We start from the raw sequence: 21,241 nt of genomic DNA on the forward strand, positions 1-21,241 counted from the left end.
CCTCGGCGATGCGAAAGCATCGTCCGGTGCGATCCGGGTGAGGGGGTACAGGTCTCCCGAAGACCGCACTTGTGGAGAGAGGCCCCTCACCCCAACCCCTCTCAGCGTGAGCAAAGCTCGTCGCGGACCCGTAAGAACGGGGCGAGGGAGCACAGCGTCGGTGCAGCGACGGCTTTGTTTCTAACGCGCCGCCACCTTTGATGGCGTCTTCGGCTCCATCCGTCCCGCCGTCAGCGCCATCGTCGCCACGCTGACGACGCGCGCGACCACATCCTCGACGTTGTCGAGGTCGCATTTGCCCTCCGAAAGCTTGGTCAGCCGCTCGCTCTCACGGATGGTGTGATGCGCCATGGCGAGCGCGAAGTTGAGGCCCCAATAGATATCGACGTCACTGCGGTCGGGCAGGGACCGCCGCATCGCGCCGACGAATTTGCGCAAATGGTCGATCTCGCGGTTCTTGATGCGCCGGATCGGCGGCACGGATTCGATCGAGGCGCGGATCATGAAGCGCGCGGCGGTCGAGCGCTGGTTCTCCGGCCCCAGGCAGCCGCGCAAGGTCGGCCCGACCAACGCGCGCAGGATGACCTCGATCGGCGCGCGGCCGCCGCCTTGCTCCTCCGCCGCCTTCAACTCGTGCAGGCGCTCGCGGTTGGTGGCGATCGACCGCGTGACAAACAGTTCCGCGATCAGCTCGTCCTTCGAGCCGAAATGATAGTTCACCGCGGCGAGGTTGACGCCCGCCTCCGCGACGATGTCGCGCAGCGTCACGTCGCCGAAGCCGCGATCGGCATAGAGCCGCTCGGCGGCGGCGAGAATGGCAGACCTCGTATGATCGCTGGCCATGGATGCCCTCGGGGAGGGGAGTTGCAATTCAAACAGTTGTATGAAACTATCGTTTGAAGGTCGGGAAAAGTCAATCCGCAATCGGGACTCGTTCGCAACTGCAGCCGGGTTTCGACAGGTCCGCAAGGACGCGCATTCGCGCTTGCGGGCCGCGCAAAGCGGGAGGACAGTCCGGCGCAAAAGGACCAGTGAGAGAGAGGAGCGTCGCATGGACTTCGATATGTCGCCCAAGCAAAAGGAATGGCTCGACCGCGTGCGGTCCTTCATGGCCAAGCACGTGCGCCCGGCGGTGCCGATCTACGATCAGCAGGACAAGAGCGGCGACCGCTGGAAGGTGATCCCTGTTCTCGAGGACCTCAAGAAGAAGGCGAAGGCCGAAGGCCTCTGGAATATGTTCATGCCGCCGTCCGAGCATGAGGACGATGAATTCCGCGGCGCGGGACTGACCAATCTCGAATACGCGCTTTTGTCGGAAGAAATGGGCCGCATCACCTGGGCCTCGGAAGTGTTCAATTGTTCCGCGCCCGACACCGGCAACATGGAAGTGTTCATCCGCTACGGCACCAAGGAGCAGAAGCGGAAATGGCTGCGGCCGCTGATGGACGGTGAGATCCGCTCCGCCTTCCTGATGACGGAGCCGGCGGTGGCCTCGTCCGACGCCACCAACATCGAGACCCGCATCGAGCGCGACGGCGACCATTACGTCATCAACGGCCGCAAATGGTGGTCGTCCGGCGTCGGCGATCCCCGCTGCAAGATCGCGATCCTGATGGGCAAGACCGATTTCAAGGCCGCCAAGCACCAGCAGCAGTCGCAGATCCTGGTTCCGCTCGACACGCCCGGCATCAAGGTCGAGAAGATGCTGCCGGTGTTCGGCTTCGACGACGCCCCGCACGGCCATGCCCAGGTGCTGCTCGAGAACGTGCGCGTGCCGAAGGAGAACATCCTGCTCGGCGAAGGCCGCGGCTTCGAGATCGCGCAGGGCCGCCTCGGCCCGGGCCGTATCCATCACTGCATGCGAACCATCGGCAAGGCTGAGGAGGCGCTGGAGAAAATGGTGAAGCGGCTTGCCTCGCGCACCGCGTTCGGCAAGAAAATCGTCGAGCACAGCGTGTGGGAGCAGCGCATCGGCGAGGCCCGCACCAACATCGAGATGACGCGTCTTCTGTGTCTCAAGGCGGCCGACATGATGGATAAGGTCGGCAACAAGACCGCGCAGGCCGAGATCGCCATGATCAAGGTCGCTGCGCCCAACATGGCGCTGAAGATCATCGACGAGGCGATCCAGGCGTTCGGCGGCGGCGGTGTGTCGGACGAGGCTGGCCTTGCCAAGGACTACGCCCACATCCGCACGCTGCGGCTCGCCGACGGCCCGGACGAGGTGCACAATCGCGCCATTGCCAGGCTCGAACTTCGGAAGTATGCAAACTCTCCCAATCACTAAGCGGGGGAGCCCTGCGGCGCTCCCGACTTGAAGAAACGACGGGACATGATCCAATGGCGGTAACCGCTTGACGCAAGTGCGTTAGCGGTTACCGATTAGGATCATGTTCGGACTGAAGAGGGAGCGTGACCGTGGCTGACGGCGTCAGGAAAGACGAGGAGTTTTCGGGCACCAAGCCGGTCGAGGAGCGGCATCGCTTCGACGAGATGCGGCTCGAGGCCTGGATGCGCGAGCACGTCGAAGGCTTCGAAGGCCCGCTTGTGGTGCTGCAGTTCAAGGGCGGGCAGTCCAACCCGACCTATCGCCTCAACACACCGAACCGCTCCTACGTGATGCGCCGCAAGCCGTTCGGCAAGCTGCTGCCCTCGGCGCATGCAGTCGACCGCGAGTATCGCGTCATCGCGGCGCTTGGCAAGCAGGGCTTTCCGGTCGCGCGCGCCTATGCGCTGTGCCAGGACGACGGCGTCATCGGCGCGGCCTTCTACATCATGTCGATGGAGGAGGGCCGCGTGTTCTGGGATCCGACGCTGCCGAGCCAGGACAACGATGCACGCCGAAAGATCTTCACCAGCAAGATCGAGACGCTGGCGAAACTCCACATGTTCGATCCTGTTACCATCGGGCTCGGCGATTTCGGCAAGCCCGGCAACTATTTTGCCCGCCAGATCGACCGCTGGACCAAGCAATATCGCGCCTCCGAGACCCAGCACATTCCGGAGTTCGAGAAGGTCGCCGAATGGCTGCCGAAGACCGTGCCGGAGCAGGCGCGCGTCTCCATCGTCCATGGCGACTATCGCCTCGACAACATGATTTTCCACGCGACGGAACCGCGCGTGCAGGCGGTGCTGGACTGGGAGCTGTCGACGCTCGGCGATCCCATGGCCGACTTCACCTATCTATTGATGCAATGGATCATGCCGGGCCTCGATGGTGCCGACCTCAAGGCGCTCAATATCCCGAGCCTCGAAGAGGCCGCGCAGATCTATTGCAACGTCACAGAGATGACGGTGCCCGATCTCAACTGGTACTTCGCCTACAATTTGTTCCGTCTCGCCGGCATCACCCAGGGCATCGCCGGCCGCGTCCGCGACGGCACTGCCGCCAACGCCAAGGCGCTCGAATCCGCCAAGCGCACCGTGCCGCTGTCGAAGGCTTCCTGGGAATACGCGCAGAAGGCGGGGGCGGTGTAGGAAGAACAAAGGCGCGGCTGATGGCCGCGCCCTTTTTTGTTTTGGTAAGGCGCTGCTCCACACGCGCCGTCATTGCGAGCGCAGCGAAGCAATCCAGATTCTTTCCGCGGTGGCCCCCTGGATTGCTTCGCTGCGCTCGCAATGACGAGGAGGCGGAATCAAAGACTCGCAATTCACACCGCGCAAGTGCCTTTCGCAGCGACCGAGTCCTTGTATCCCTTTGCTTAATCCGCCCCGGGAGACCCGCGCATGATCGACCACACTACTCTCATCACCTACGTCCTCATCGTGCTCGGTTTCGTCTTCATCCCGGGACCAGCGACGCTGCTCACGATGGCGCGGGCGGCAAGCTCGGGAACGAAGGTCGGCATCGCCACGGGTGCGGGAATCGCCGCTGGAGACCTGGTACATACGGGGATGGCGATTGTCGGACTCTCGGCGATCATCGCCACCTCGGCGCTGCTGTTCAGCATCGTCAAATATGCCGGCGCTGGCTTCCTGATCTATCTCGGCATTCGGGCCATGCTGGACAAGGCGCCGATCGCGCTGAACGGCGGCGCCCCTCCGATCGGCGCGGGCCGTGCCTTTCGCGAGGCCGTGCTGACCGAGGTGCTCAATCCCAAGACCGCACTGTTCTTCCTGGCGTTCCTGCCACAATTCGTGAAGCCGGAGCACGGCGCGCCCGCACTTCAGCTTGCCATTCTCGGTGTCGTCTTCGTGCTGCTCGGTCTGCTCAGCACCATCGTGTTTGCTGTCGGCGCCGGCCGTCTGGGCAACCTCCTGCGCCGCCATCCGGCGGTGGTGAAGTGGCAGGGCAAGGTGGTCGGGACCATTTACTGCGCCGTCGGCGTGCGGCTGGCGCTGCAGGAACGGTGAGGGCGCAGCGCGCCGTGAGCCCGATCCGTAGGGCGGATTAGCATAGCGTAATCCGCCGTTCACACGACCCGAGAGAAGTGGCGGATTACGCCCACGACTGCGCTTCGCGCAGCCGCTGGCTAATCCGCCCTACGTTCTAAGAGGCGCCCTTCGCACAATGCGCGATCAGCCGCTCCACGAACCCCGCGCATTTCTCCAGCTCCGCCATCTCCACGAACTCATCCGGCGTATGCGCTTGTGCGATCGAGCCCGGGCCGATCACCACGGAGGGAATGTCGGCGATGTCGGCGAACAAGCTCGCCTCGGTGCCGAACGCGACCTTGGCGTAGTCGTTGCGTCCTGCGAGGCTCTTGGCCAGCGTGACGATGGCGGCGTCGGCGGCGGTGTCGAGCGCGGGATAGTCGAGGATCTCCTCGAAATCGATGCCGCAATCGGGATGTCTCGCCTCCATCGCCGGCTCGATCTCGGCCTTGGCCCAGGCGACGATCGCATCGGTCACCTCCTTGGACTCGGTGATCCCGATGCCGCGGCATTCGAAATCCACGGTGCAGGTATCAGGCACGATGTTCAGCGCTGCGCCGCCGTGCACGATGCTGGTGAGCAGCGTCGAATGCGGGACGTCGTAGAGGCTGTCCGTCGACCGCACGGCCGCCAGCGCCACGGCGCGGCGGCGGATCTCGACGATCAGCTCGGCGGCATATTCGATCGCATTGACGCCGTCGGGCGCGATCGAGGAATGACGTGCAAGCCCGTGGAACGTGGCGCGTACACCGTGCTTGCCCTTGTGGCCGATGATGACCTGCATCTGGGTGGGCTCGCCGATGAATGCGCCGAGCGGCCGGACCCTCTTCTTCGCGACCTCGTGCAGCATCGGCCGCACGCCGACGCAGCCGATCTCCTCGTCATAGGAGATCGCCAGATGAATCGGCGTCTTGAGTCTCGCCTCCACCATCTCCGGCACCATGGCGAGGCACACCGCCACATAGCCCTTCATGTCCGTGGTGCCGCGGCCGTACAGCTTGCCGTCACGCTCCACCAGCTTGAACGGATCATGGCTCCAGTCCTGGCCCACGACAGGCACCACATCGGTATGGCCCGACAGCACGAAGCCCGGCCGATCCTCCGGTCCGATCGTGACCCAGAGCGAAGCCTTCTCGCCGGTCTCGTCGACGATGCGCTCACCCTTGAGGCCGAACGCGGCGAGATAGCTCTCGATATGGGCAATCAGGGGCAGGTTGGTGCGGTCGCTGACGGTGTCGAACGAGACGAGGTCGGCGAGGAGTTTTCGGATACGGTCGGGTCTTGAGCTTGGCATTGTCTCGGTCTTGTCAGGGAATGGAGGCTGAGTTGCCTGCAGGAACCATACCAACGTGAGCCCCGGTCGAGCAAATCAACACAGTCCCGCAGCCCGGATGCTGCCCACCACACGACCGTCATTGCGAGCGCAGCGAAGCAATCCATAGTCTTTCCGCGGAGGGATTCTGGATTGCTTCGCTGCGCTCGCAATGACGGGTTGAGGCAGCTGTGTACCTGAAACTCACGTCTCGTGGCCTGGACGCTGCGCAGCGTCTCGGCGATGCGAAGCATCGTCCGGTTCGACGATGCGCTGCAGAGCCGGGGCCCGTGCAGCAGCGAGCGACGTAGCCTGCTGGGTCCCGGCTCTGCGCCGCACCGCTTGCGCGCTGCGTCGCGTCCGGGACACGACCTGCGAACTAAACCGGCTTGCCCGTATACGGCATTGATGCCGTCAAGCCGCCGTCGACCGGGAACGCCTGGCCGTTCACATACGAAGCCTCGTCGCTCGCCAGGAACAGTCCCATCGCCGCGAGCTCGTGCGGCTGTCCCGGCCGCTTGAGCGGGTTGAGCTGGCCGATCTTGTCTTGGGTGCCGCGCTCCTTGGCGCGGTCGAAGATCGGCTTGGTCATGCCTGTTTCGATCAGGCCGGGGCAGACCGCATTGATGCGCACGCCGGTGCCGGTGAGCGAATACGCCGTGGTCTGCACCAGGCTGATCACGCCGGCCTTGCTCGCGGCATAGGGATGCCCGCTCGCGCCGGCCTTGAGGCCGGCGACAGAGGCGGTCAGCACGATCGCGCCGGACTGCTGCTTGACCATGTGCGGCATTGCGTACTTCACCGCGAGGAACGGCCCGATCAGGTTGACGCGCAGGATTTCCTGCCAATGCTCGACGGTCTGCTCGGCGAGCGGAACGAGTCCGCCGGAGACGCCGGCATTGGCCCAGATCACGTCGAGCCGGCCGTGCGTCTTCACCGCCTTGTCGATCACAGCGATGACGTCTTGTTCGGAGCCGGCATCCGCAACCATCGCTTCCGCGACGCCGCCGGCCTTCTTGATCTCCTCGACCGTCTCCTTCACCGCCTCGGTGCGATCGACCGCGATCAACTTGCCGCCCTCCTTGGTGAACAGCAGCGCAGCCGCGCGGCCGATGCCGCTGCCGGCGCCGGTGATGATGACGGATTTGCCTTGCAGGCGACCCATGCGTTTCTCCCTTTTGCTCGTGCACGACGCTTGCCGCGCGACGGAATTTCAAACAAGATTTCAAACGGCAAAGTGTCTTGAGACGCGTTCACTACTCACGTACAGCGACAATAGACGGGATGGAAGGGTTTCGATGGCAGGTGCAGACAAGCCGAACGTGGTCATCACGCGGTGGTGGTGGGTCCGTCACGCGCCGGTGCGCAACGACGGCGGCAACATCTACGGGCAGAGCGACATCGCCTGCGATACCAGCGATACTTATGTGTTCAATGCTGTTGCCAAGGTGCTGCCACGCCAGGCGGTCTGGTATTCGAGCAATCTGATGCGCACCCATCAGACCGCCGAGGCGATCTGGGCCGCGGGTTTTCCAAGGCCGGCAGCGCTGAAATGGGAGGCGGATCTCGCCGAGCAGAACCTCGGCCGCTGGCAGGGCATGAACCGCGCCCAGTTCATTGCCAGCCGCCCCGTCGGTGCGAGCTGGTTCGCCGACATCAACGAGCCCGCGCCCGGCGGTGAAAGCTTCATGGACCTGTACAACCGCACGCGCCGCACCATCGAGCGGATCAACGCCGAGGCGGCCGGGAAGGACATCATCGCAGTCGCGCATGGCGGCACTATCAGGGCGGCAGTGGGGTTCGCGCTCGGCGGGCAGCCGGAACGCGGGCTGTCGTTCGACATCGACAATTGCTCGGTGACGCGGCTGGATTATTTTGCGAGTCCCGATCGCACGGTCTGGCGGCTGCCGATGGTCAATCAGCAGCCTTGGATCGCCGATCCAGCGCACGCGGCGATGCATCAGCCGGCGGGACCGGAAGTCAAGAAGCTGGCCTGATACTGAATACGAAAATCAAATCTGGGAGAGAAACATGACCTTGTTCGACATGAAGGGGAAAGTCGCCGTCATCACGGGCTCGACGCGCGGCATCGGGCTCGCGATCGCCGAGCGCATGGCCGAGCACGGCGCCAAGGTGGTGATCTCCTCGCGCAAGGCCGACGTGTGCGAGCAGGTGGCGAAAGGCATCAACGACAGGTTCGGCAAGGGCACCGCGGTCGCGGTCGCCGCCAACATCTCCTCGAAAGAGAATCTGCAGAACCTCGTCGACGAGAGCAACCGCGCCTTCGGCAAGATCGACGTGCTGGTCTGCAACGCCGCATCGAATCCGTATTACGGCCCGCTCGCCGGCATCTCCGACGATCAGTTCAGGAAGATCCTCGACAACAACATCGTCGCCAACAATTGGCTGATCTCGATGGTGGTGCCGCAGATGATCGAGCGCAAGGACGGCTCGATCATCATCGTCTCCTCGATCGGCGGCCTCAAGGGCTCGACCATCCTCGGCGCTTACGCCATCTCGAAAGCCGCCGACATGCAGCTCGCGCGCAACCTCGCCTGCGAATACGGCCAGCACAACATTCGCGTGAACTGCATCGCGCCGGGCCTGATCAAGACCGATTTTGCCAAGGCGCTGTGGGACAATCCGGAGAACCTGAAAGCCTCGACCTCGCGCTCGCCGCTCTTGCGCATCGGCATCCCCGACGAGATCGCCGGCGCGGCCGTGTTCCTGGGCTCGAAGGCCGGCGACTTCATGACCGGCCAGACCATGGTGATCGATGGCGGCGCGACGATCAGTTGATGCGTTTGTCGGAAGGGAAAGGGCACGTAGTCCACCCATACACAACGGTCATCGCCCGCGAAGGCGGACGATCCAGTACCCCGCAGCCGCAGTTGTGTGAACGAATGACCGCCGCGGCGTACTGGATGCCCCGCCTTCGCGGGGCATGACAGTGCGGATGATGATACGGCGTCGCGCGTAAGCGCAGGGCCTCACTCCACCGCCGCGTAAACCAGATCTCGCACCAGGGTCCGCGTGTGGTCGCGCTGTCCCGGCCCCTGGCTCATGAACACTGCGAACAGATCCTCCTTCGGATCGATCCAGAAGAACGTGCCGGCAATGCCGCTCCAGAAATACTGGCCGACGCTGCCTGGGAAGGGCGCGATGCCTGCCTCGCGGCGCACGGCAAAGCCGAGGCCGAAGCCGTGGCCGGGCGAGAGCAGGGTGCCATTGACCGCAACACCGGGAGCGAGGTGATCGGAGGCCATCAGCTCCAGGGTCTTGCGGCCGATGATCCGGTTGCCGTCGAGCGTGCCGCCGTTGCGCAGCATGAGGCAGAAGCGGGCGTAATCCATCGTGGTCGAGACCAGGCCGCCGCCGCCGGACTCCATCACGGGCTGCTCGAGCATGTTGAACAGGGCGACCTTGTCGCCGGTCCACGGGTCGGCCGCGAAAGGCTCGGCAAGGCGGCCGGCATTGGCCTGGCTTGTCGAGAAGCCGGTTTCGGCCATCTGGAGCGGCGCAAGCACGCGCTCGGTGAGGAACGCGCCGAGCGATTTGCCGCTGACGACTTCGATGATGCGGCCCAAAATATCTGTGGAGCGGCTGTAGTTGAACTCCGCGCCGGGCTGGCAGACGAGCGGGAAGCTCGCCACCAGCGCGGCATGTTCGGCGTTGGTGATCTTGCGGCTGCGGACGCGGGACTCCTGGTAGAGCTTGTGCACGGGGCCGTCGCCCTGGTGCTCGTAGGTGAGGCCGGAGGTGTGGCGGAGCAGGTCCTGCACGGTCATGGGCCGCGCCGGCGGTACCAGCTCCAACCGGCCGTCCTTGACGGCGCCGACCTGCTGGCTCGCGAACTCCGGTATGAACTTTGCGACGGCATCGCTGAGCAGGAGCTGTCCGTCCTCGACCAGCGTCATGATGCCGACCGAGACGATCGGCTTGGTCATCGAGAAGATGCGGAAGATCGAATCGCGCGCCATCGGCGCCGCGCCTGCCGGGCTCTGCTTGCCGAGCGCCTCGAACCAGCCGATTTGGCCGCGTCGCGCCACCAGCACCGTGACCCCGGGAACGGTTCCCTTGTCGATCTCGCGCTTGAAGGCGTCCGACATGGCCTGGAGCCGTGGCCGCGACAGCCCGAGCGTCTCTGGGCGCGCTTCCGGCAAAGCTGGGGTGTGGGGCGCGTTTGCGGCCTGCGGGGCGGCAGTGGCGGTCGCTGTAGCGGTCATGGGCACTCCCGATTGTTTTTCGTTATGGCCGATGGACTGTGGCCCAGAACCCCCGGCACAAACAAGCGAAGCCGGCGCGGTTCACCCTTGCAAACCGGCCGCTCTCTGTGCTTGAAAGCGCCCCTGATCCGCGGCGACGCGGGTTCGTAGGAGTGTAGCTCAATTGGTAGAGCACCGGTCTCCAAAACCGGGGGTCGCAGGTTCGAGCCCTGCCACTCCTGCCAGCCAAATCAATCACTTAGACTAGATTTCGGCGGGAGGGCGTCCCGCGCGCGCCCGTGCTCTCGCAGCCGCTGTGCTGGAGGTGCCGTGTCGTGGTCCGGCGAGGCCTAGCGCGCCGGGGTCCGTTCCGCGTCGGCGGGAATCTGCCTGAGGTTGACGTTCCGGATGGGAACGCGGCGCAGCAGGGAAAGGATGGTCCCGCCGAGCTCGAGATAGGTGCGCAGCCGCAGCGCGCGCGACGAGCCCTTCAGCTCCGCGTTCAGGCTCACCGGAACCTGGACGTAGGTGAGGCCGAGCTGAAGCAGGGAGATCAGCGCACAGATCTGGTAGCCGTAGCCGTCGGCCTTGACCGCGATCTGGCGCAGCCATTTCACGGGATAGACGATCATGCTGTGATAGTCGGACAGCCAGAAGCCGAACAGGCAGTTCAGGATGAACCGCAACGAATGCGACTGCAGCGAGCGGTTGACGGAGCGGTCCGACTGGTTGTCGCGATAGGTGATGACGAGGTCGGCGGCGCCCGCCGCTTTGAACATCCGGGCAACACCCTCGTTCTGGAAGGCGTGATCGCCGGGGATGAGCGTGATGGCATCGAATTTCGCGCGCGACAGCGCATATTCGAAGCCGGCACCGACACCCCGCGGTTCGGCATTGTGATGCACGATGATGCGCGGCTCGCCGGCTGCGAACTCGTCCATGATCGCGCCGGTGGCATCGGTGCTGCCGTCGTCGATCAGGAAGATCTCGAAATCGTCGAGCAGGTCGCGGGCGAGCGGCAGCACGCCGTCGATCGTGTCGGCGATCTTGTCCTGCTCGTTCAGTGCAGGAATGACGATCGTAAGCCTTTTTGCCGCCCTGGAAGGTGTCATTGTATGCGCCCGTTGGCGGGGCCACTCTGTCCCGGTGACCCCATGCAAGTCTAGGTCATCTGAACCGGGCGAACAATGCGGCTCGCCGGTATGCCCACAAGACCGGCGCGAAACCTATGATGTGTGTGTTCCGCGCAACTAGTCGGAAAAATCATAGAGGCTGGTGTCGCCAATGCCGAAGGCGCGGCGCAGCCGTCCGACGTGGCCTGCCATATTCCGGCCCGCCGCCGTCGCCGCGAAGTGCGAATCGGTCCGTTCCACCAGGCCGCCATCGACCAAGTTCCCAATTCGTCCGCGGAACAGATCTGGAACCTGCCCGTCAGCGATCTCCGATAGCGGTGCCCTGCGATCGGGGCGATCGACGAGGCTGAGCAGGATGCCCAGCGAAACCGATTTATACACGGCGCCAAAGGCGAACACGTAAGCCATGACGCAAAATCCGAAAATCGACGCGGCGTCCCAGTACTGAAGCTGCGGGACGAAGAGAATTCCGAGCATCACCCCGAGACCGTGCGAGACAACCGTGGCAATCGCCAGCAGGGTCACGGGTCCGAGCGGCCAAGCGCGTGCGCGGGCCATGAATTGCAGAGCAGGCGCCAGCAGGGCGAAAACGGCGACGGCGGCAAGTCCGACAGCAAAGGACATCGACTCACCCAAGGCCTGTCGACAGACGAACGAGCTTGACCAGATGCGCTACCGCAACCCCCTTGGAGGTGGGGGCAAGCCGGCCGTCCGCCGTGATGACCATCCCGGCCCCGATCAGGAGCTTCAGGCGGTTGTGCGTGAAGGTGCCGAGATCTCCACCTTGCATGTAGGCTCTCGCCCATTGCTCCAGGGTGAGAGGATGTCCAGCCTGAACGAGTGCGGTGAGCAGCGTCAGCGTGAAGCCCCAGGCCAGCAGGCTGAACAGGATGTAGCAGAGCATCATTGCGGTCCCGAGCAGGAAGAGACCGCCAAGCACATCGCCGACGTGGCGCTGACCTGGAAGGGCGATACAGGCGACGGCGTAAAGGATGACGACGCTGATGCAGCCCAGCCGGAAGCGACGGCCGGCTCCGCCGGTGGCGGCGATGCGCGCGTAAAGCAGCAACAACAGTGGAAAGGCGAGGCTGACACCAATCGCAGCAGCTTGCGCCGGGCCCGGTAGCAGGTTCATTGCGGAAAATCGTCCCGGACGCCTCTCAGGCCAGTCAGAGCGAAAGTCTATAGGGGGTCGTATTTTTCAGGTCAAGGCAGCCCGGCGCCTTTGACTGGCGATTGTCACGCGGACTCGCGTGTGTCGCGATGGAAACGGCTGGCTGCGCAAACTTCCGCATTACGCGATGCCGTCAGCCCGCCGCTTGTAGACCATCTCCGCCAGTGAGATGTCGGTCACCGAGTCCGCGCCGGAGGCCAGGGGGGGGCGTCCCTCGGCGATATCGGAAACGAAGGCGTCGGCCTGGCGCCGAAATGCCCAGCTCTTTTCACCCGTCAGATGCGTGCTTTGACCATCGTGCTCGACGATGACCTCCGCCTCTTGCTCGGCAAAGGGCGGGGGCAGTTTCAAGGTCACCGCGCCGCGCTCGAAATCGATCGTCAGACCCTCGCGCCAGGCTCCCTCGGACCCGTTCACGAGATCCAGCGTACAAGCGATGCCGTCGAAGTCGAGGGTAATGCGCGCGGCTCCCGAAGTTTCGACGGAGCTGTCGGCGACCGTTGGCGATGATCCGAGCAGGTAGCGCGTCAGATTGATGATATGGCTGAAGACGTTCAGAAAGTTGTCGTAGCCGGCCCGCATCGTGCTCGGCATCCAGTCGGGACCGTCCTTCCAGAGTTCGATCCCGTCCGGCCGTGTTTCGCCGGTCATCACGAAATTGTCGCGCGACCGGCCGGTGTCGCCGCCGAAGCACCAGCCCTTGGCGCGGACCACGCGTCCGAGCGATCGGTCGTTGCGCAAGCGCGTCAGCACATCGAGCGCGCGCGCCACACCGGCATCGTGACGCTTCATGTAGCCGACGCTGTAGACGAGGTTTCGCTGCCGCGCCGCTTCGACCAGCAACGTCGCCTGAGCCGTCGTATAGGCCATCGGTTTCTCCGACAGCACGTGGCGGCCGCTGTTCAACGCGTCCAGCACGATCGGACCGGTGGCTCGCCGCTTTGTCACGACCACGACAGCGGACACCGCAGCGTCCGCGAGCAGCTCCCGATGCGTGCCGTAGACCTGCGAGATGCCGAACTTCTGCGCTGCGGCGGCAGCGAGATCCGGCCGGAGATCGGCGATGGCGACGACGCGGCAGGCGGGATTGGCCACGAAATTGGCGAGGTGGCACATCTGGCCGACCATCCCCGTTCCGATGATGCCAACGCCTGGCCTCACTGGCTATGATCCCTTGAAGCGCTTCCGGATGACGAGGAAATGCGCCGGCTGTCCCCAGGTGTTGATGAATGCCGGATCTGTCTGGGTCAGGGCCGTGACCGCAGGCGCATCGCGTCGCCCGATCGCGGCGAAGATGCGGTGGAAACTGTCGAGCGTCGCAACGATGGTTTCGATGTCGGAAGCATCGTCCGCGAGAATGTCCGTCGTTCGGATCGCCTCGCGTAAGGACGCAAGGCTTGCGATCACGCGCGGCAGGCTCTCGCCGAAGGGGGCGTCGATCATCGCGTCGACGTCGAGAACCAGCGTCTCGATCGATGCCGAAATCGCCGCCACGGCATCGGCCTTGCCGACCAGGTAGAGCTTGCGTCCGCCGAGGAAGCTGAGGCGGCTGCGGTGGAGATGGCGCGCCGCACGCCGCAGCTTCTCGTCGGCGGAGAGAACCTTCTTGTGCCAGTAGACGTCCAGGCTGTCGCGATAGGCTGGCCACGCCGAATGGATGTCGAATCCCTGCTCATGCGCTGCCGTGCACAAGGCGGCTGCGTCGAGGAAGTACCGATGCCGGACGAACGGGTTCTCGAGCACGTCCATCAGCCAGGATTCGAAGCTGCGGGTGTGCGGAATGCTGTTCCATTTCGCGTCGAAAAGCGTCTTCGCGGTTTCGAGTGCGGGACGGCCTGACAAAGCCTTGCCGGCGGCATGGATTGCCTTGAGCGCGAGCTCGAAGAAGCCGCCATAGCGCTCGTAATAGGACACGACGGCGAAACCGTCCGGATTGAGCAGCCGATGGAAGACGCCGAGCCAATTTTCGGTCGGCTGCACGGTGTAAATGAAACCTTCGGCATCGATGATGTCGTAGCGGCGCTCGCTGCGAAATCCCTCGACATCGGCCAACGCGAGTTCGCGCAGGCGCTCGCTCAGGCCAAAATGCGCGAAATAGGCCTCAATTTTCGGATGCGCATGCCGGTTAGGTTCGGCGAGCGCCATGTTCGCGCCCCAGCCGGCAAACACCAGCGCATTCTCACCGGAATCTGGACCGAATTCGAGCACCTCCGCATCGCGGAACAGCCGCGGCGGCAGCACGAGCTTGTCTGAAAACAGCTCGCGCCGCTGGCTGGCATATGCATCGAGTTCGGCGGCCGATTTGAAATTCCCGAACGTCGGTAGGACGTCCTGACGTTCGTAGTAATTGAAGAGCTTCTCGTCAGACATGCCGCGTCCCTAACCCAAGGCCGCCTCGAGCCGGTCGAGCTCGCTCCAGATGTCGGAGGGCGCGAAAATCGAAACGATGTGCAGCGGCCGCTTCACGTTCTCGCGCAGCCGGCTGCTGACCTTGGCTTCGTTTTCCTGGTTCACGGCGAGAAGGCAGACGAGCGGCTCCGACTTGCCGGCGAGTTCGTCCGGCGAACGGATCGGTATGCCGGTGCCGGGCAGGAACAGCCCCTGGCGCTCCTTCTGGTCGTCGACGGAGAGATCGACGAGCTCCGCCAGCTCATGCGCGTTGGTGAAGGTGCAGGCGCGGCAGCCCGCGCCGTAGATGGCAATCTCGGCGCCGTTCGCACGGGCCTTGGCGAGGATCGGCCGCAGGCGCGCGCCGTACTCCCTTGCGCGCTGGCCGAATTTCTCGCCGACGCCGGAGGGCGCAGGCGGCGGCGTCACGTCGCGGGTTGCACGACGGGCGGCGATCGCGAGGCTGCCGCCGCTGAAATTGTATTTCTTCACCGAGACGGCCTCGAAGCCGTGGCGGACCAAGAGCGCGAGTAGCGTCGGCTCGGTGAAGTAGCTGACGTGCTCCTCCCACAGCACGGAGAGGTCGCCCGCCGTCGAACCGGGATCAAAGTCGGGCACGTCGATGAACAGCAGTCCGTCGTCGCTGAGCGCGATCTTCACGCAGTCGAAGAAGTTCTCGAAATCGACGATGTGCTCCAGCACCTGGCGCGAGACCACAAGATCGAACTTGCCGGACTGGGCGACCGCGTCGTGACACAGGGCCGGGCTGATCATGTCGGAATAGACCTTGATGCCGCGTTCGCGGGCAATCTTGCCCGACACGGGGTTGGGCTCCACACCCACCAAGACCTTCGCGCCGCGTTCGCGCAACTTATCCATGAACAGGCCGTCGTTGCATCCAATCTCGAACACGGATTGGTGCTTCGAGAATTTCGCGATGGTGTCGAGCTCGTCGACCTGGTGCGGCTCCGGCTTCCAGCTGCTGAAATTGTAGTTGAACTGGCGATAGAGGATGTCTGGATCAATCGGCTTGACGATCTGCGGCAGGCCGCAGTCGCCGCAGGCGAGGACCTCGAACGGATACCGCTCCTCCTGCTCGTTCCGGCTGCGCCGAAGTCGATGCGCGATTGGCATTTGCCCGAGGTCGATGACCGGTCGCAGGTTGGTCGAATGGCAGAGGCGGCAATGATCGGTCACTGATTATTCTCGCATTTGAGCAGGTCTGACGAGGCGACCTTCAATGGAAACCGGCGTGGCCGGCAACGAGACGCTCCCGGATACATCATAACCGGGTTACGCGGGGCATTCCTCCGGCCTGTGCGTTCTCGGCCAAAGCAGGTAGCAGCCGTGGATAGGTCTTGCAAGACGTGCCGCCGTCCCTCAATTGGAGGTGGATGCGGCCGGCCATGTACGCGCGCGACGGCTGCGAGCACGGTCGACGTCAAGGCCGCCGCCGCTCGTAGAGTGTCAAATTACCCCGGGTCTCCACGGCCACGAAATCCCGCTTGATCCGCTTCATGACCTCTTGAACATGGTGGTACTCCGGCCTGCGCTCAACCATGCTGTCGTAGAACAGCCGGTCCGCCGGGTTCATCGAGCGATCCAGGAACCGCGCGTCAAAGGACACCAGGAACGGCATGAAATAGGCCATCGGCGCCCGATGGGCCTGGGCCAGATAGGCCCAATCCCTGAGGGCGATGACCAGAACCCTCTCGTCTGGCCTGGTTTTATCCTGGATGAACTTCGCATCGGCCTCGGTGATCTGATCCAGGTCCTCCTGCCACGTGACCGCCGGGCTCGAGACGAACGGCCACCGCAGAAGGCTGGGATAAGTTGCATACGATCTCAGGCCGTAGAGGTGGGGATTGTTCTTGTCCTGGACGAACAGCAGCGCAAGAACGGTCGCAGCGGCCGTTATGGCGCCGGCGGTTCTTCGGAACGACGGTTGCCACCCCGTTGAAAACTGGCGGATCCACCAGGCCGAGACCATCACCAGCGGCAACGCGTTCTGGTGCCAGACAGCGTCCAGCGTCCGGTTGACCCATTTGATCATCAGCGCCATGCCAATCATCGACAGCGTCAGCAGAATCCCGGTCACGAACCGGTCATGCCAAGAATCGGAGGGCCGTGACAGCCGGATCGCGGCCCAGCCGACAGTGATGCATCCGACGATCTGGAGCGGCAGATTGTAGATGATGCCCCAGCCCAAGTCCCATTTGATGGGCGTGCTTCCCCACCCGGTCCCGTAGAGTACGAGCGGGCGAAAGCATTCGATCAGAAACTCCAGGGAGAAGGCTCTCGTGCCGAACAGCACCAGGCACATCAGGATTGCGGCACCTATCGATGTGACTGCGAACACGAGGGCATTGCGATAGTTCGGAAACCCTCCGGCGATCGCCGCGACGAAGGTACCCGTCACAAGGAAGAACAGCCCGATCTCGGTCTGCCAGAGCAGCGAGACGGCGCACATGATGGCCGATAGGATTAGCCATGTCAGGCGCCCGGGAGCGGTGCAGTGCAGGCTGATCGCGAGCGCAAAGACGATCAAGAGCGGAAATCGCGTCGGGTAGGCAGATGGCGAGTAGAACTGGCCGGTCGTAGAGAAAGCCAGCACGGCGAGCGCCGTGATGACGGCGATCGCGGCAAGCTTCGAGCGGATCAAGTAATACAGAAGAAAGTAGGCCTGGACGTAGGTCGCGAGCGTGACCGCGATGTTCAATCCGACCGCTCGCATCGCCGCCGATTTCCAGCCATCTCCCATGATGAGATGAAAGAACCAGCCGAGCGCAGGGCCGTAATGCGAATGGAAGTCCAATCCGGGAACGAGCCCGGGGGCGTAGCCATAAAGCGCGGGACCGATGAAGTAACTTACCTTGTGCGCTTCGTCCCTCACGGCCGCGGTCAGGCCTTCGAGGTCGGAGGGGATCAGCAGCAGAGCGAGGAATATGATCGCGAGCAGATCGCCGGCCCCCACGCTGAACCGGGTGTCGGTCGAGGGTTTTGCAGCAGGAAGGTAATTGTTGGCGTCTCGATTGAGCGCGACGGTGATAGCGGCGACCGCCAGCAGGGCGATCGCGATCCCGGGGCTCCTCCAATCGTTGGCAGCGCCGAGGGCAAGATAGACGAAGCTCGCCGTGATGGCGCTCAGTGCGAGCGAGCCCGATGATCGATACGTCGCGTACAATGCCGCTGCTGCCGCAATCGGCCCGGACAGGAAGAACGAGCCGTAGAACGCCTTCTTGCAGAAATCGCAATTCCTGTCTGCCAAGGCCATGTCGAAGCCTTCGACGAAATTTGATTGAAATGACGGAAGGTGATTTTTCACCAGCAGCAGCACCACGTAGGCGACGGCGCATCCCAGCAGGGCGGCCACAACAGCTCTGGCGGCGATCGAGAATTCCCTTGTGTACTCCACTAGGAGGTCTCGAGGCTAGCTACGATCGAAGTCGGGGAGGAGGCTGCGTCGAACACAGCGGAAAATCTAACTTTCTCTGAAATCACGTCCAGTCCCCAATTGCCTGAACTTCCCGTTGCGAGGCGCTTCTACCACCACAGCGTTCCCTGAACAATCCCGCGAAGCCCGTGGTTGCCTCCGGCATGGCAATGTTTGTGTCTGGATGACGGGCGCTGGAACCCTCCATGGCTGACGCATGCTCTAGCGAACTCCAGAGGCAGCACCTTCACATGCCGGGGCGGGCAGCGCCAGCAACCAGGCTGCGCCTCGGACGCCAGGCCGATTGCAAGGCGGCCGATACTCGGCTCTCGCCACAGGGGCCGGCTCTCCATCCTTCAACTGCATCAGTTCACCGCGGCCCTCCGTGGCCGAGGAGTTATTTCCGAGGGTCGCCGTCAGAAGCTCGATGAATCCAATGTCGTCGGGTCGTGGAATTCCCGGGGCGGCGCGATAGCGCCAGGTCTCGCGACGGGGTGGGCAAGGAAAGGTCTCGAGGTAGGAAACCGGGCAGTTGCCGTTCACAACGAAATGAGGATCAGTAAAATCCCCGCAGTAGTCCGTGTAGATAAACGACCGCTCGCGATTTTCATCCCGCAGGATCGTCTGTGCCACGTTCATGTCATTGCCGCCGAGGCATCGTGAGCGGAACGAGAAGACGTGCGAGTTCTCGAACTGGAGCTTAACGACCTTTGGCTCGGGGTCCGCGAGCAAGGCTGCTCGGACTTGCCGCAGCATGTCGCTGCTGAGCAACCCGTCGTAGAGCAGCCATTTGGAATCGTGAGCCGACGACAAGGCGAAGATCGCGACCAAGCCCCCCGCGACGGCTGCGCGGACGCGCGATCCCGGAATCGCCTGCACAACGGTCGCCATCAGGATCAAGACGCCGAACTGCGAGGGAAAGAGTAGCCTGGACTCGCCCCGCGTCACGTCGCCATAAATTCCGGTAAGAGCGTAGGGCAGCGCGCCGATGAGGGCAATCGCGGCTCCCAGCACCAGCAGCAGAAGCATCGCATTCGTGGTCGAGCGGCCGTTCAGCAGCCAGGGCGTCCACAATGCTGTCGATGAGAACCGGGCAAAGACGGCGATCGTGGCCAATGTCACTGCCGCGGAAACAGGAAGCCCCAGCAGCGCAACCCCGTGAGAATATGCGTAGCTCAGGCCGCTCGGGAAGGCCATGAGGTGCGCATAGAGCGCATTGGCTATGATCGAGAAATCGTTCGCGAAACTGTATTGTCCGGCGTAGTGGCCGCTCTTCCCCAGAATTGTCAGTCGCAGAACGATCATGGCTGCAACGGCCAGCCAGAACGGTACAAGACGCGCGAGTTTCTGCCTCCACCGCTCGGGACCAGACCAGGTGAGCACGACGCGAACCGGTTCGAGGGCGATCAGAGTCTCGAGCGACAACGCGAATAACAGACAAAAAGGTGCGCTCCATCGAAGCGCCCGCACCTTCGAATAGGACAGCTCGTAGGACAGCAGATAGAAGAGCAGGAAGAAGTCGTAGACCGCGTTGAGTGTCAGGCGAATTGCATAGAACGGGCTGAGCAGGAACAGAGCCGTGACAAGACCGGCGATCCGTCTCGTATAGGATGATCGCGACAGGACGGAGTGAAGCAACACGCCGTTGACCAGATGGCAGGCTAGTCCCGCGAGCCGCGCAGAGACATCGGGAGTATCGTTCAAAAGCGCCACAAACAGCGTCATCGGGATTGCGAAGCCGGCGTGTGCCGACTCCCACAGCACGCGAGCGACGCCAGCGGCACCTTGAGTCCAATAGATGTAGTACACAGTCCAATCGTCGCCGAAGACCTCACGCGCGAACAGCGCGGGCACGGCCGTAACAAAGGCGAGAACCAGAGCGACGTAGACGTATCCAATGCCCGCCCGCTCCCGTTGTCGGAGAGCCGCAGCTTTCGGATCTACATTCGTGCGAGCATCGTCGAAACCGACGGGGGTGACCATGGTCCTAGGCTTTGCCTCGTTTGTTCAGATGCTCCGCGGCGAGCCTACCAATTCTTGTGACGTAGTCCTGCACCGCGGCAGCGTCGCTGCCATCAGGCGCCCAGTCGGGAAATGCCGTGCGCGAAGGATCGAACGGGCCGGCGGTGGTTTCGTGAAATACCAGCCATTCCGAGGTGATTAGGATCGAGTGGAAGACCTGTTCCGGCATGCGATAATAGCAGCGCTTGCCCTGACCGTAGGGCGCCATCTCGAGCACCTCGCGAATGCCGCCGTCGTCCTCGAAGATCACGACCTGCGCGGTCCCCTCGATCACGTGGAACGATTCAGGTTTGCCAAGGTGCTTGTGCGGCCGCACATAGGCTTCGCGATGGTGCACGATCAGCATCTCGTGCAGTCCGGACGAAGGATCGGGATGCGTGCACAGCCGACTGCGCAGGCGCGGGTTGCCGGCGGCGATGCGCTTCAGCTCCGCGATCGTGGCATCGTCCGCGGTGACGATGGCATCGTCCGAATAGTACACTTCCGGATTTTGCGCGCGCAACGAGGTCGGCCGGTGCAGGCCTGCCTCATTCGAAGAAGATGAACCCATGGTCGCCCCGATACCCGCATTTGTCGTAGATCCAGGCCCATGTTTGCGGGCCGTGGAAGCTCAGGCAGGTGAGCTGCCAGTAAAGCAGATTGGCCTTCTCGCGCTCGTTGCGGAAGGATTCGACCATCAGATATTTCGAGGTGCCGCGTCCGACGCGCTCGATCTCGGGCACCGCGCGGAACACGTCCTCGAGCGGAAGGTTGTGCAGCACGCCGAGCGAGACGACGAGGTCGAAGCTGTGGTCGGGGTAGGGGAGCTCGACGGCGCTGCCGACCTTCAAATGCGGCCGCACCTCCTCCTTGGCGTTGGCGATGCCATACTCGGAGATGTCGATGCCGGCGATCCTGAGATCGGGGACGAGCTGGGTGAACTCATAGAGCAGGTAGCCCTTGCCGCAGCCGACGTCGAGTACGCTCATGCCCGGTTTGATGCCGTAGCGATCGATCAGGGTCTGGGCGAGCGGGCGCCACCGTCCGTCATAGCGATAGCCGCCGTAGCCGTAGCGCCGGTCGCCGTCCCAATAGTCGCGTCCCCATTGCCGCGCCACAGTGGCGGATTCCGCCTTGTCGTGCTCGACCACGCGCTGGACGTAGTCCCGCCTCGTCGATGCGTGCATCGGCTGGAGCAGGTTGATCTCGGTCATGTGGGCC

General features: G+C 63.4%; 19 protein-coding genes and 1 tRNA gene. 6 read left to right on the plus strand and 14 right to left on the minus strand.

Annotated features, from left to right (window positions below):
- Positions 1 to 180: 180 nt before the first annotated feature.
- A complete protein-coding gene (locus tag XF30_RS16710; RefSeq protein WP_109143337.1) occupies positions 181 to 843 on the minus strand; it encodes a TetR/AcrR family transcriptional regulator in 663 nt (220 codons plus the stop codon).
- A 208-nt stretch (positions 844 to 1,051) separates the two neighbouring features.
- Between XF30_RS16710 and XF30_RS16715 the strand changes: the two genes are divergently transcribed.
- The 3 genes from XF30_RS16715 to XF30_RS16725 all read left to right on the plus strand — a co-directional run bounded on the left by XF30_RS16715 (position 1,052) and on the right by XF30_RS16725 (position 4,353).
- A complete protein-coding gene (locus tag XF30_RS16715; RefSeq protein ID WP_036027669.1) occupies positions 1,052 to 2,287 on the plus strand; it encodes an acyl-CoA dehydrogenase family protein in 1,236 nt (411 codons plus the stop codon).
- A gap of 131 nt (positions 2,288 to 2,418) precedes the next feature.
- Positions 2,419 to 3,477 (plus strand): phosphotransferase family protein, encoded by a 1,059-nt coding sequence (locus XF30_RS16720; RefSeq protein ID WP_109145739.1) that lies wholly within the window; start codon positions 2,419 to 2,421, stop codon positions 3,475 to 3,477.
- A 249-nt stretch (positions 3,478 to 3,726) separates the two neighbouring features.
- Positions 3,727 to 4,353 (plus strand): LysE family translocator, encoded by a 627-nt coding sequence (locus tag XF30_RS16725; RefSeq protein ID WP_109143338.1) that lies wholly within the window; start codon positions 3,727 to 3,729, stop codon positions 4,351 to 4,353.
- Positions 4,354 to 4,489: 136 nt separating this feature from the next.
- Here the strand turns inward: XF30_RS16725 and argE are convergent, their stop codons facing one another.
- The gene (argE, locus tag XF30_RS16730) at positions 4,490 to 5,668 is read right to left on the minus strand and encodes an acetylornithine deacetylase (RefSeq protein WP_109143339.1); all 1,179 of its coding nucleotides are present in this window, start codon (positions 5,666 to 5,668) and stop codon (positions 4,490 to 4,492) included.
- A 397-nt stretch (positions 5,669 to 6,065) separates the two neighbouring features.
- On the minus strand, positions 6,066 to 6,851 hold the full coding sequence (locus XF30_RS16740; protein WP_109143341.1) for an SDR family NAD(P)-dependent oxidoreductase: 786 nt from the start codon (positions 6,849 to 6,851) through the stop codon (positions 6,066 to 6,068).
- 133 nt (positions 6,852 to 6,984) lie between these two features.
- Here XF30_RS16740 and XF30_RS16745 point away from each other — a divergent pair, with 133 nt between their 5' ends.
- Both XF30_RS16745 and XF30_RS16750 read left to right on the plus strand, forming a co-directional pair.
- Positions 6,985 to 7,683, plus strand: a complete 699-nt coding sequence (locus XF30_RS16745) for a histidine phosphatase family protein (RefSeq protein ID WP_057029612.1) — start codon at positions 6,985 to 6,987, stop codon at positions 7,681 to 7,683.
- Between the two features lie 34 nt (positions 7,684 to 7,717).
- A complete protein-coding gene (locus XF30_RS16750; protein WP_036010906.1) occupies positions 7,718 to 8,485 on the plus strand; it encodes an SDR family NAD(P)-dependent oxidoreductase in 768 nt (255 codons plus the stop codon).
- A 191-nt stretch (positions 8,486 to 8,676) separates the two neighbouring features.
- Here XF30_RS16750 and XF30_RS16755 read toward each other — a convergent pair whose 3' ends face one another.
- Positions 8,677 to 9,912: a serine hydrolase domain-containing protein gene (locus XF30_RS16755; protein WP_192893173.1), complete on the minus strand. Its 1,236-nt coding sequence runs from the start codon at positions 9,910 to 9,912 to the stop codon at positions 8,677 to 8,679.
- A gap of 148 nt (positions 9,913 to 10,060) precedes the next feature.
- Between XF30_RS16755 and XF30_RS16760 the strand changes: the two genes are divergently transcribed.
- A tRNA-Trp gene (locus XF30_RS16760) sits at positions 10,061 to 10,136 on the plus strand.
- A gap of 105 nt (positions 10,137 to 10,241) precedes the next feature.
- Here the strand turns inward: XF30_RS16760 and XF30_RS16765 are convergent.
- The 10 genes from XF30_RS16765 to XF30_RS16810 all read right to left on the minus strand — a co-directional run bounded on the left by XF30_RS16765 (position 10,242) and on the right by XF30_RS16810 (position 21,234).
- Positions 10,242 to 11,003 (minus strand): glycosyltransferase family 2 protein, encoded by a 762-nt coding sequence (locus XF30_RS16765; RefSeq protein ID WP_036010911.1) that lies wholly within the window; start codon positions 11,001 to 11,003, stop codon positions 10,242 to 10,244.
- 138 nt (positions 11,004 to 11,141) lie between these two features.
- Positions 11,142 to 11,648: a hypothetical protein gene (locus XF30_RS16770; RefSeq protein WP_109143343.1), complete on the minus strand. Its 507-nt coding sequence runs from the start codon at positions 11,646 to 11,648 to the stop codon at positions 11,142 to 11,144.
- Between the two features lie 4 nt (positions 11,649 to 11,652).
- Entirely contained in the window at positions 11,653 to 12,159 is a 507-nt protein-coding gene (locus tag XF30_RS16775) for a hypothetical protein (RefSeq protein WP_109143344.1), read from the minus strand.
- 159 nt (positions 12,160 to 12,318) lie between these two features.
- The gene (locus XF30_RS16780) at positions 12,319 to 13,359 is read right to left on the minus strand and encodes a Gfo/Idh/MocA family protein (RefSeq protein WP_109143345.1); all 1,041 of its coding nucleotides are present in this window, start codon (positions 13,357 to 13,359) and stop codon (positions 12,319 to 12,321) included.
- A 3-nt stretch (positions 13,360 to 13,362) separates the two neighbouring features.
- Positions 13,363 to 14,568: a class I SAM-dependent methyltransferase gene (locus XF30_RS16785; protein ID WP_109143346.1), complete on the minus strand. Its 1,206-nt coding sequence runs from the start codon at positions 14,566 to 14,568 to the stop codon at positions 13,363 to 13,365.
- Positions 14,569 to 14,577: 9 nt separating this feature from the next.
- Positions 14,578 to 15,783, minus strand: coding sequence for a class I SAM-dependent methyltransferase (locus XF30_RS16790; protein WP_036010928.1), 1,206 nt, complete (start codon positions 15,781 to 15,783; stop codon positions 14,578 to 14,580).
- A gap of 244 nt (positions 15,784 to 16,027) precedes the next feature.
- Positions 16,028 to 18,001: a hypothetical protein gene (locus tag XF30_RS16795; RefSeq protein WP_146207713.1), complete on the minus strand. Its 1,974-nt coding sequence runs from the start codon at positions 17,999 to 18,001 to the stop codon at positions 16,028 to 16,030.
- A gap of 240 nt (positions 18,002 to 18,241) precedes the next feature.
- Positions 18,242 to 20,002 (minus strand): hypothetical protein, encoded by a 1,761-nt coding sequence (locus XF30_RS16800; RefSeq protein WP_109143348.1) that lies wholly within the window; start codon positions 20,000 to 20,002, stop codon positions 18,242 to 18,244.
- Positions 20,003 to 20,006: 4 nt separating this feature from the next.
- On the minus strand, positions 20,007 to 20,591 hold the full coding sequence (locus XF30_RS16805) for a WbuC family cupin fold metalloprotein (RefSeq protein ID WP_050996026.1): 585 nt from the start codon (positions 20,589 to 20,591) through the stop codon (positions 20,007 to 20,009).
- Positions 20,569 to 21,234: a class I SAM-dependent methyltransferase gene (locus tag XF30_RS16810; RefSeq protein ID WP_036027638.1), complete on the minus strand. Its 666-nt coding sequence runs from the start codon at positions 21,232 to 21,234 to the stop codon at positions 20,569 to 20,571. The genes XF30_RS16805 and XF30_RS16810 overlap by 23 nt, the downstream gene beginning before the upstream one ends.
- Positions 21,235 to 21,241: the final 7 nt, after the last annotated feature.

It is taken from the genome of Bradyrhizobium sp. SUTN9-2 (genome assembly GCF_003122645.1).
GTDB classification, from domain to species: domain Bacteria; phylum Pseudomonadota; class Alphaproteobacteria; order Rhizobiales; family Xanthobacteraceae; genus Bradyrhizobium; species Bradyrhizobium yuanmingense.

What these genes read in the sequence shown, in the direction of transcription:
- XF30_RS16710 (WP_109143337.1), bottom strand. Translation starts at nt 843, where the DNA reads ATGGCCAGCGATCATACGAGGTCTGCCATTCTCGCCGCCGCCGAGCGG.
- XF30_RS16715 (WP_036027669.1), top strand. Translation starts at nt 1,052, where the DNA reads ATGGACTTCGATATGTCGCCCAAGCAAAAGGAATGGCTCGACCGCGTG.
- XF30_RS16725 (WP_109143338.1), top strand. Translation starts at nt 3,727, where the DNA reads ATGATCGACCACACTACTCTCATCACCTACGTCCTCATCGTGCTCGGT.
- argE (WP_109143339.1), bottom strand. Translation starts at nt 5,668, where the DNA reads ATGCCAAGCTCAAGACCCGACCGTATCCGAAAACTCCTCGCCGACCTC.
- XF30_RS16740 (WP_109143341.1), bottom strand. Translation starts at nt 6,851, where the DNA reads ATGGGTCGCCTGCAAGGCAAATCCGTCATCATCACCGGCGCCGGCAGC.
- XF30_RS16745 (WP_057029612.1), top strand. Translation starts at nt 6,985, where the DNA reads ATGGCAGGTGCAGACAAGCCGAACGTGGTCATCACGCGGTGGTGGTGG.
- XF30_RS16750 (WP_036010906.1), top strand. Translation starts at nt 7,718, where the DNA reads ATGACCTTGTTCGACATGAAGGGGAAAGTCGCCGTCATCACGGGCTCG.
- XF30_RS16755 (WP_192893173.1), bottom strand. Translation starts at nt 9,912, where the DNA reads ATGACCGCTACAGCGACCGCCACTGCCGCCCCGCAGGCCGCAAACGCG.
- XF30_RS16765 (WP_036010911.1), bottom strand. Translation starts at nt 11,003, where the DNA reads ATGACACCTTCCAGGGCGGCAAAAAGGCTTACGATCGTCATTCCTGCA.
- XF30_RS16770 (WP_109143343.1), bottom strand. Translation starts at nt 11,648, where the DNA reads ATGTCCTTTGCTGTCGGACTTGCCGCCGTCGCCGTTTTCGCCCTGCTG.
- XF30_RS16775 (WP_109143344.1), bottom strand. Translation starts at nt 12,159, where the DNA reads ATGAACCTGCTACCGGGCCCGGCGCAAGCTGCTGCGATTGGTGTCAGC.
- XF30_RS16785 (WP_109143346.1), bottom strand. Translation starts at nt 14,568, where the DNA reads ATGTCTGACGAGAAGCTCTTCAATTACTACGAACGTCAGGACGTCCTA.
- XF30_RS16800 (WP_109143348.1), bottom strand. Translation starts at nt 20,002, where the DNA reads ATGGTCACCCCCGTCGGTTTCGACGATGCTCGCACGAATGTAGATCCG.
- XF30_RS16805 (WP_050996026.1), bottom strand. Translation starts at nt 20,591, where the DNA reads ATGGGTTCATCTTCTTCGAATGAGGCAGGCCTGCACCGGCCGACCTCG.
- XF30_RS16810 (WP_036027638.1), bottom strand. Translation starts at nt 21,234, where the DNA reads ATGACCGAGATCAACCTGCTCCAGCCGATGCACGCATCGACGAGGCGG.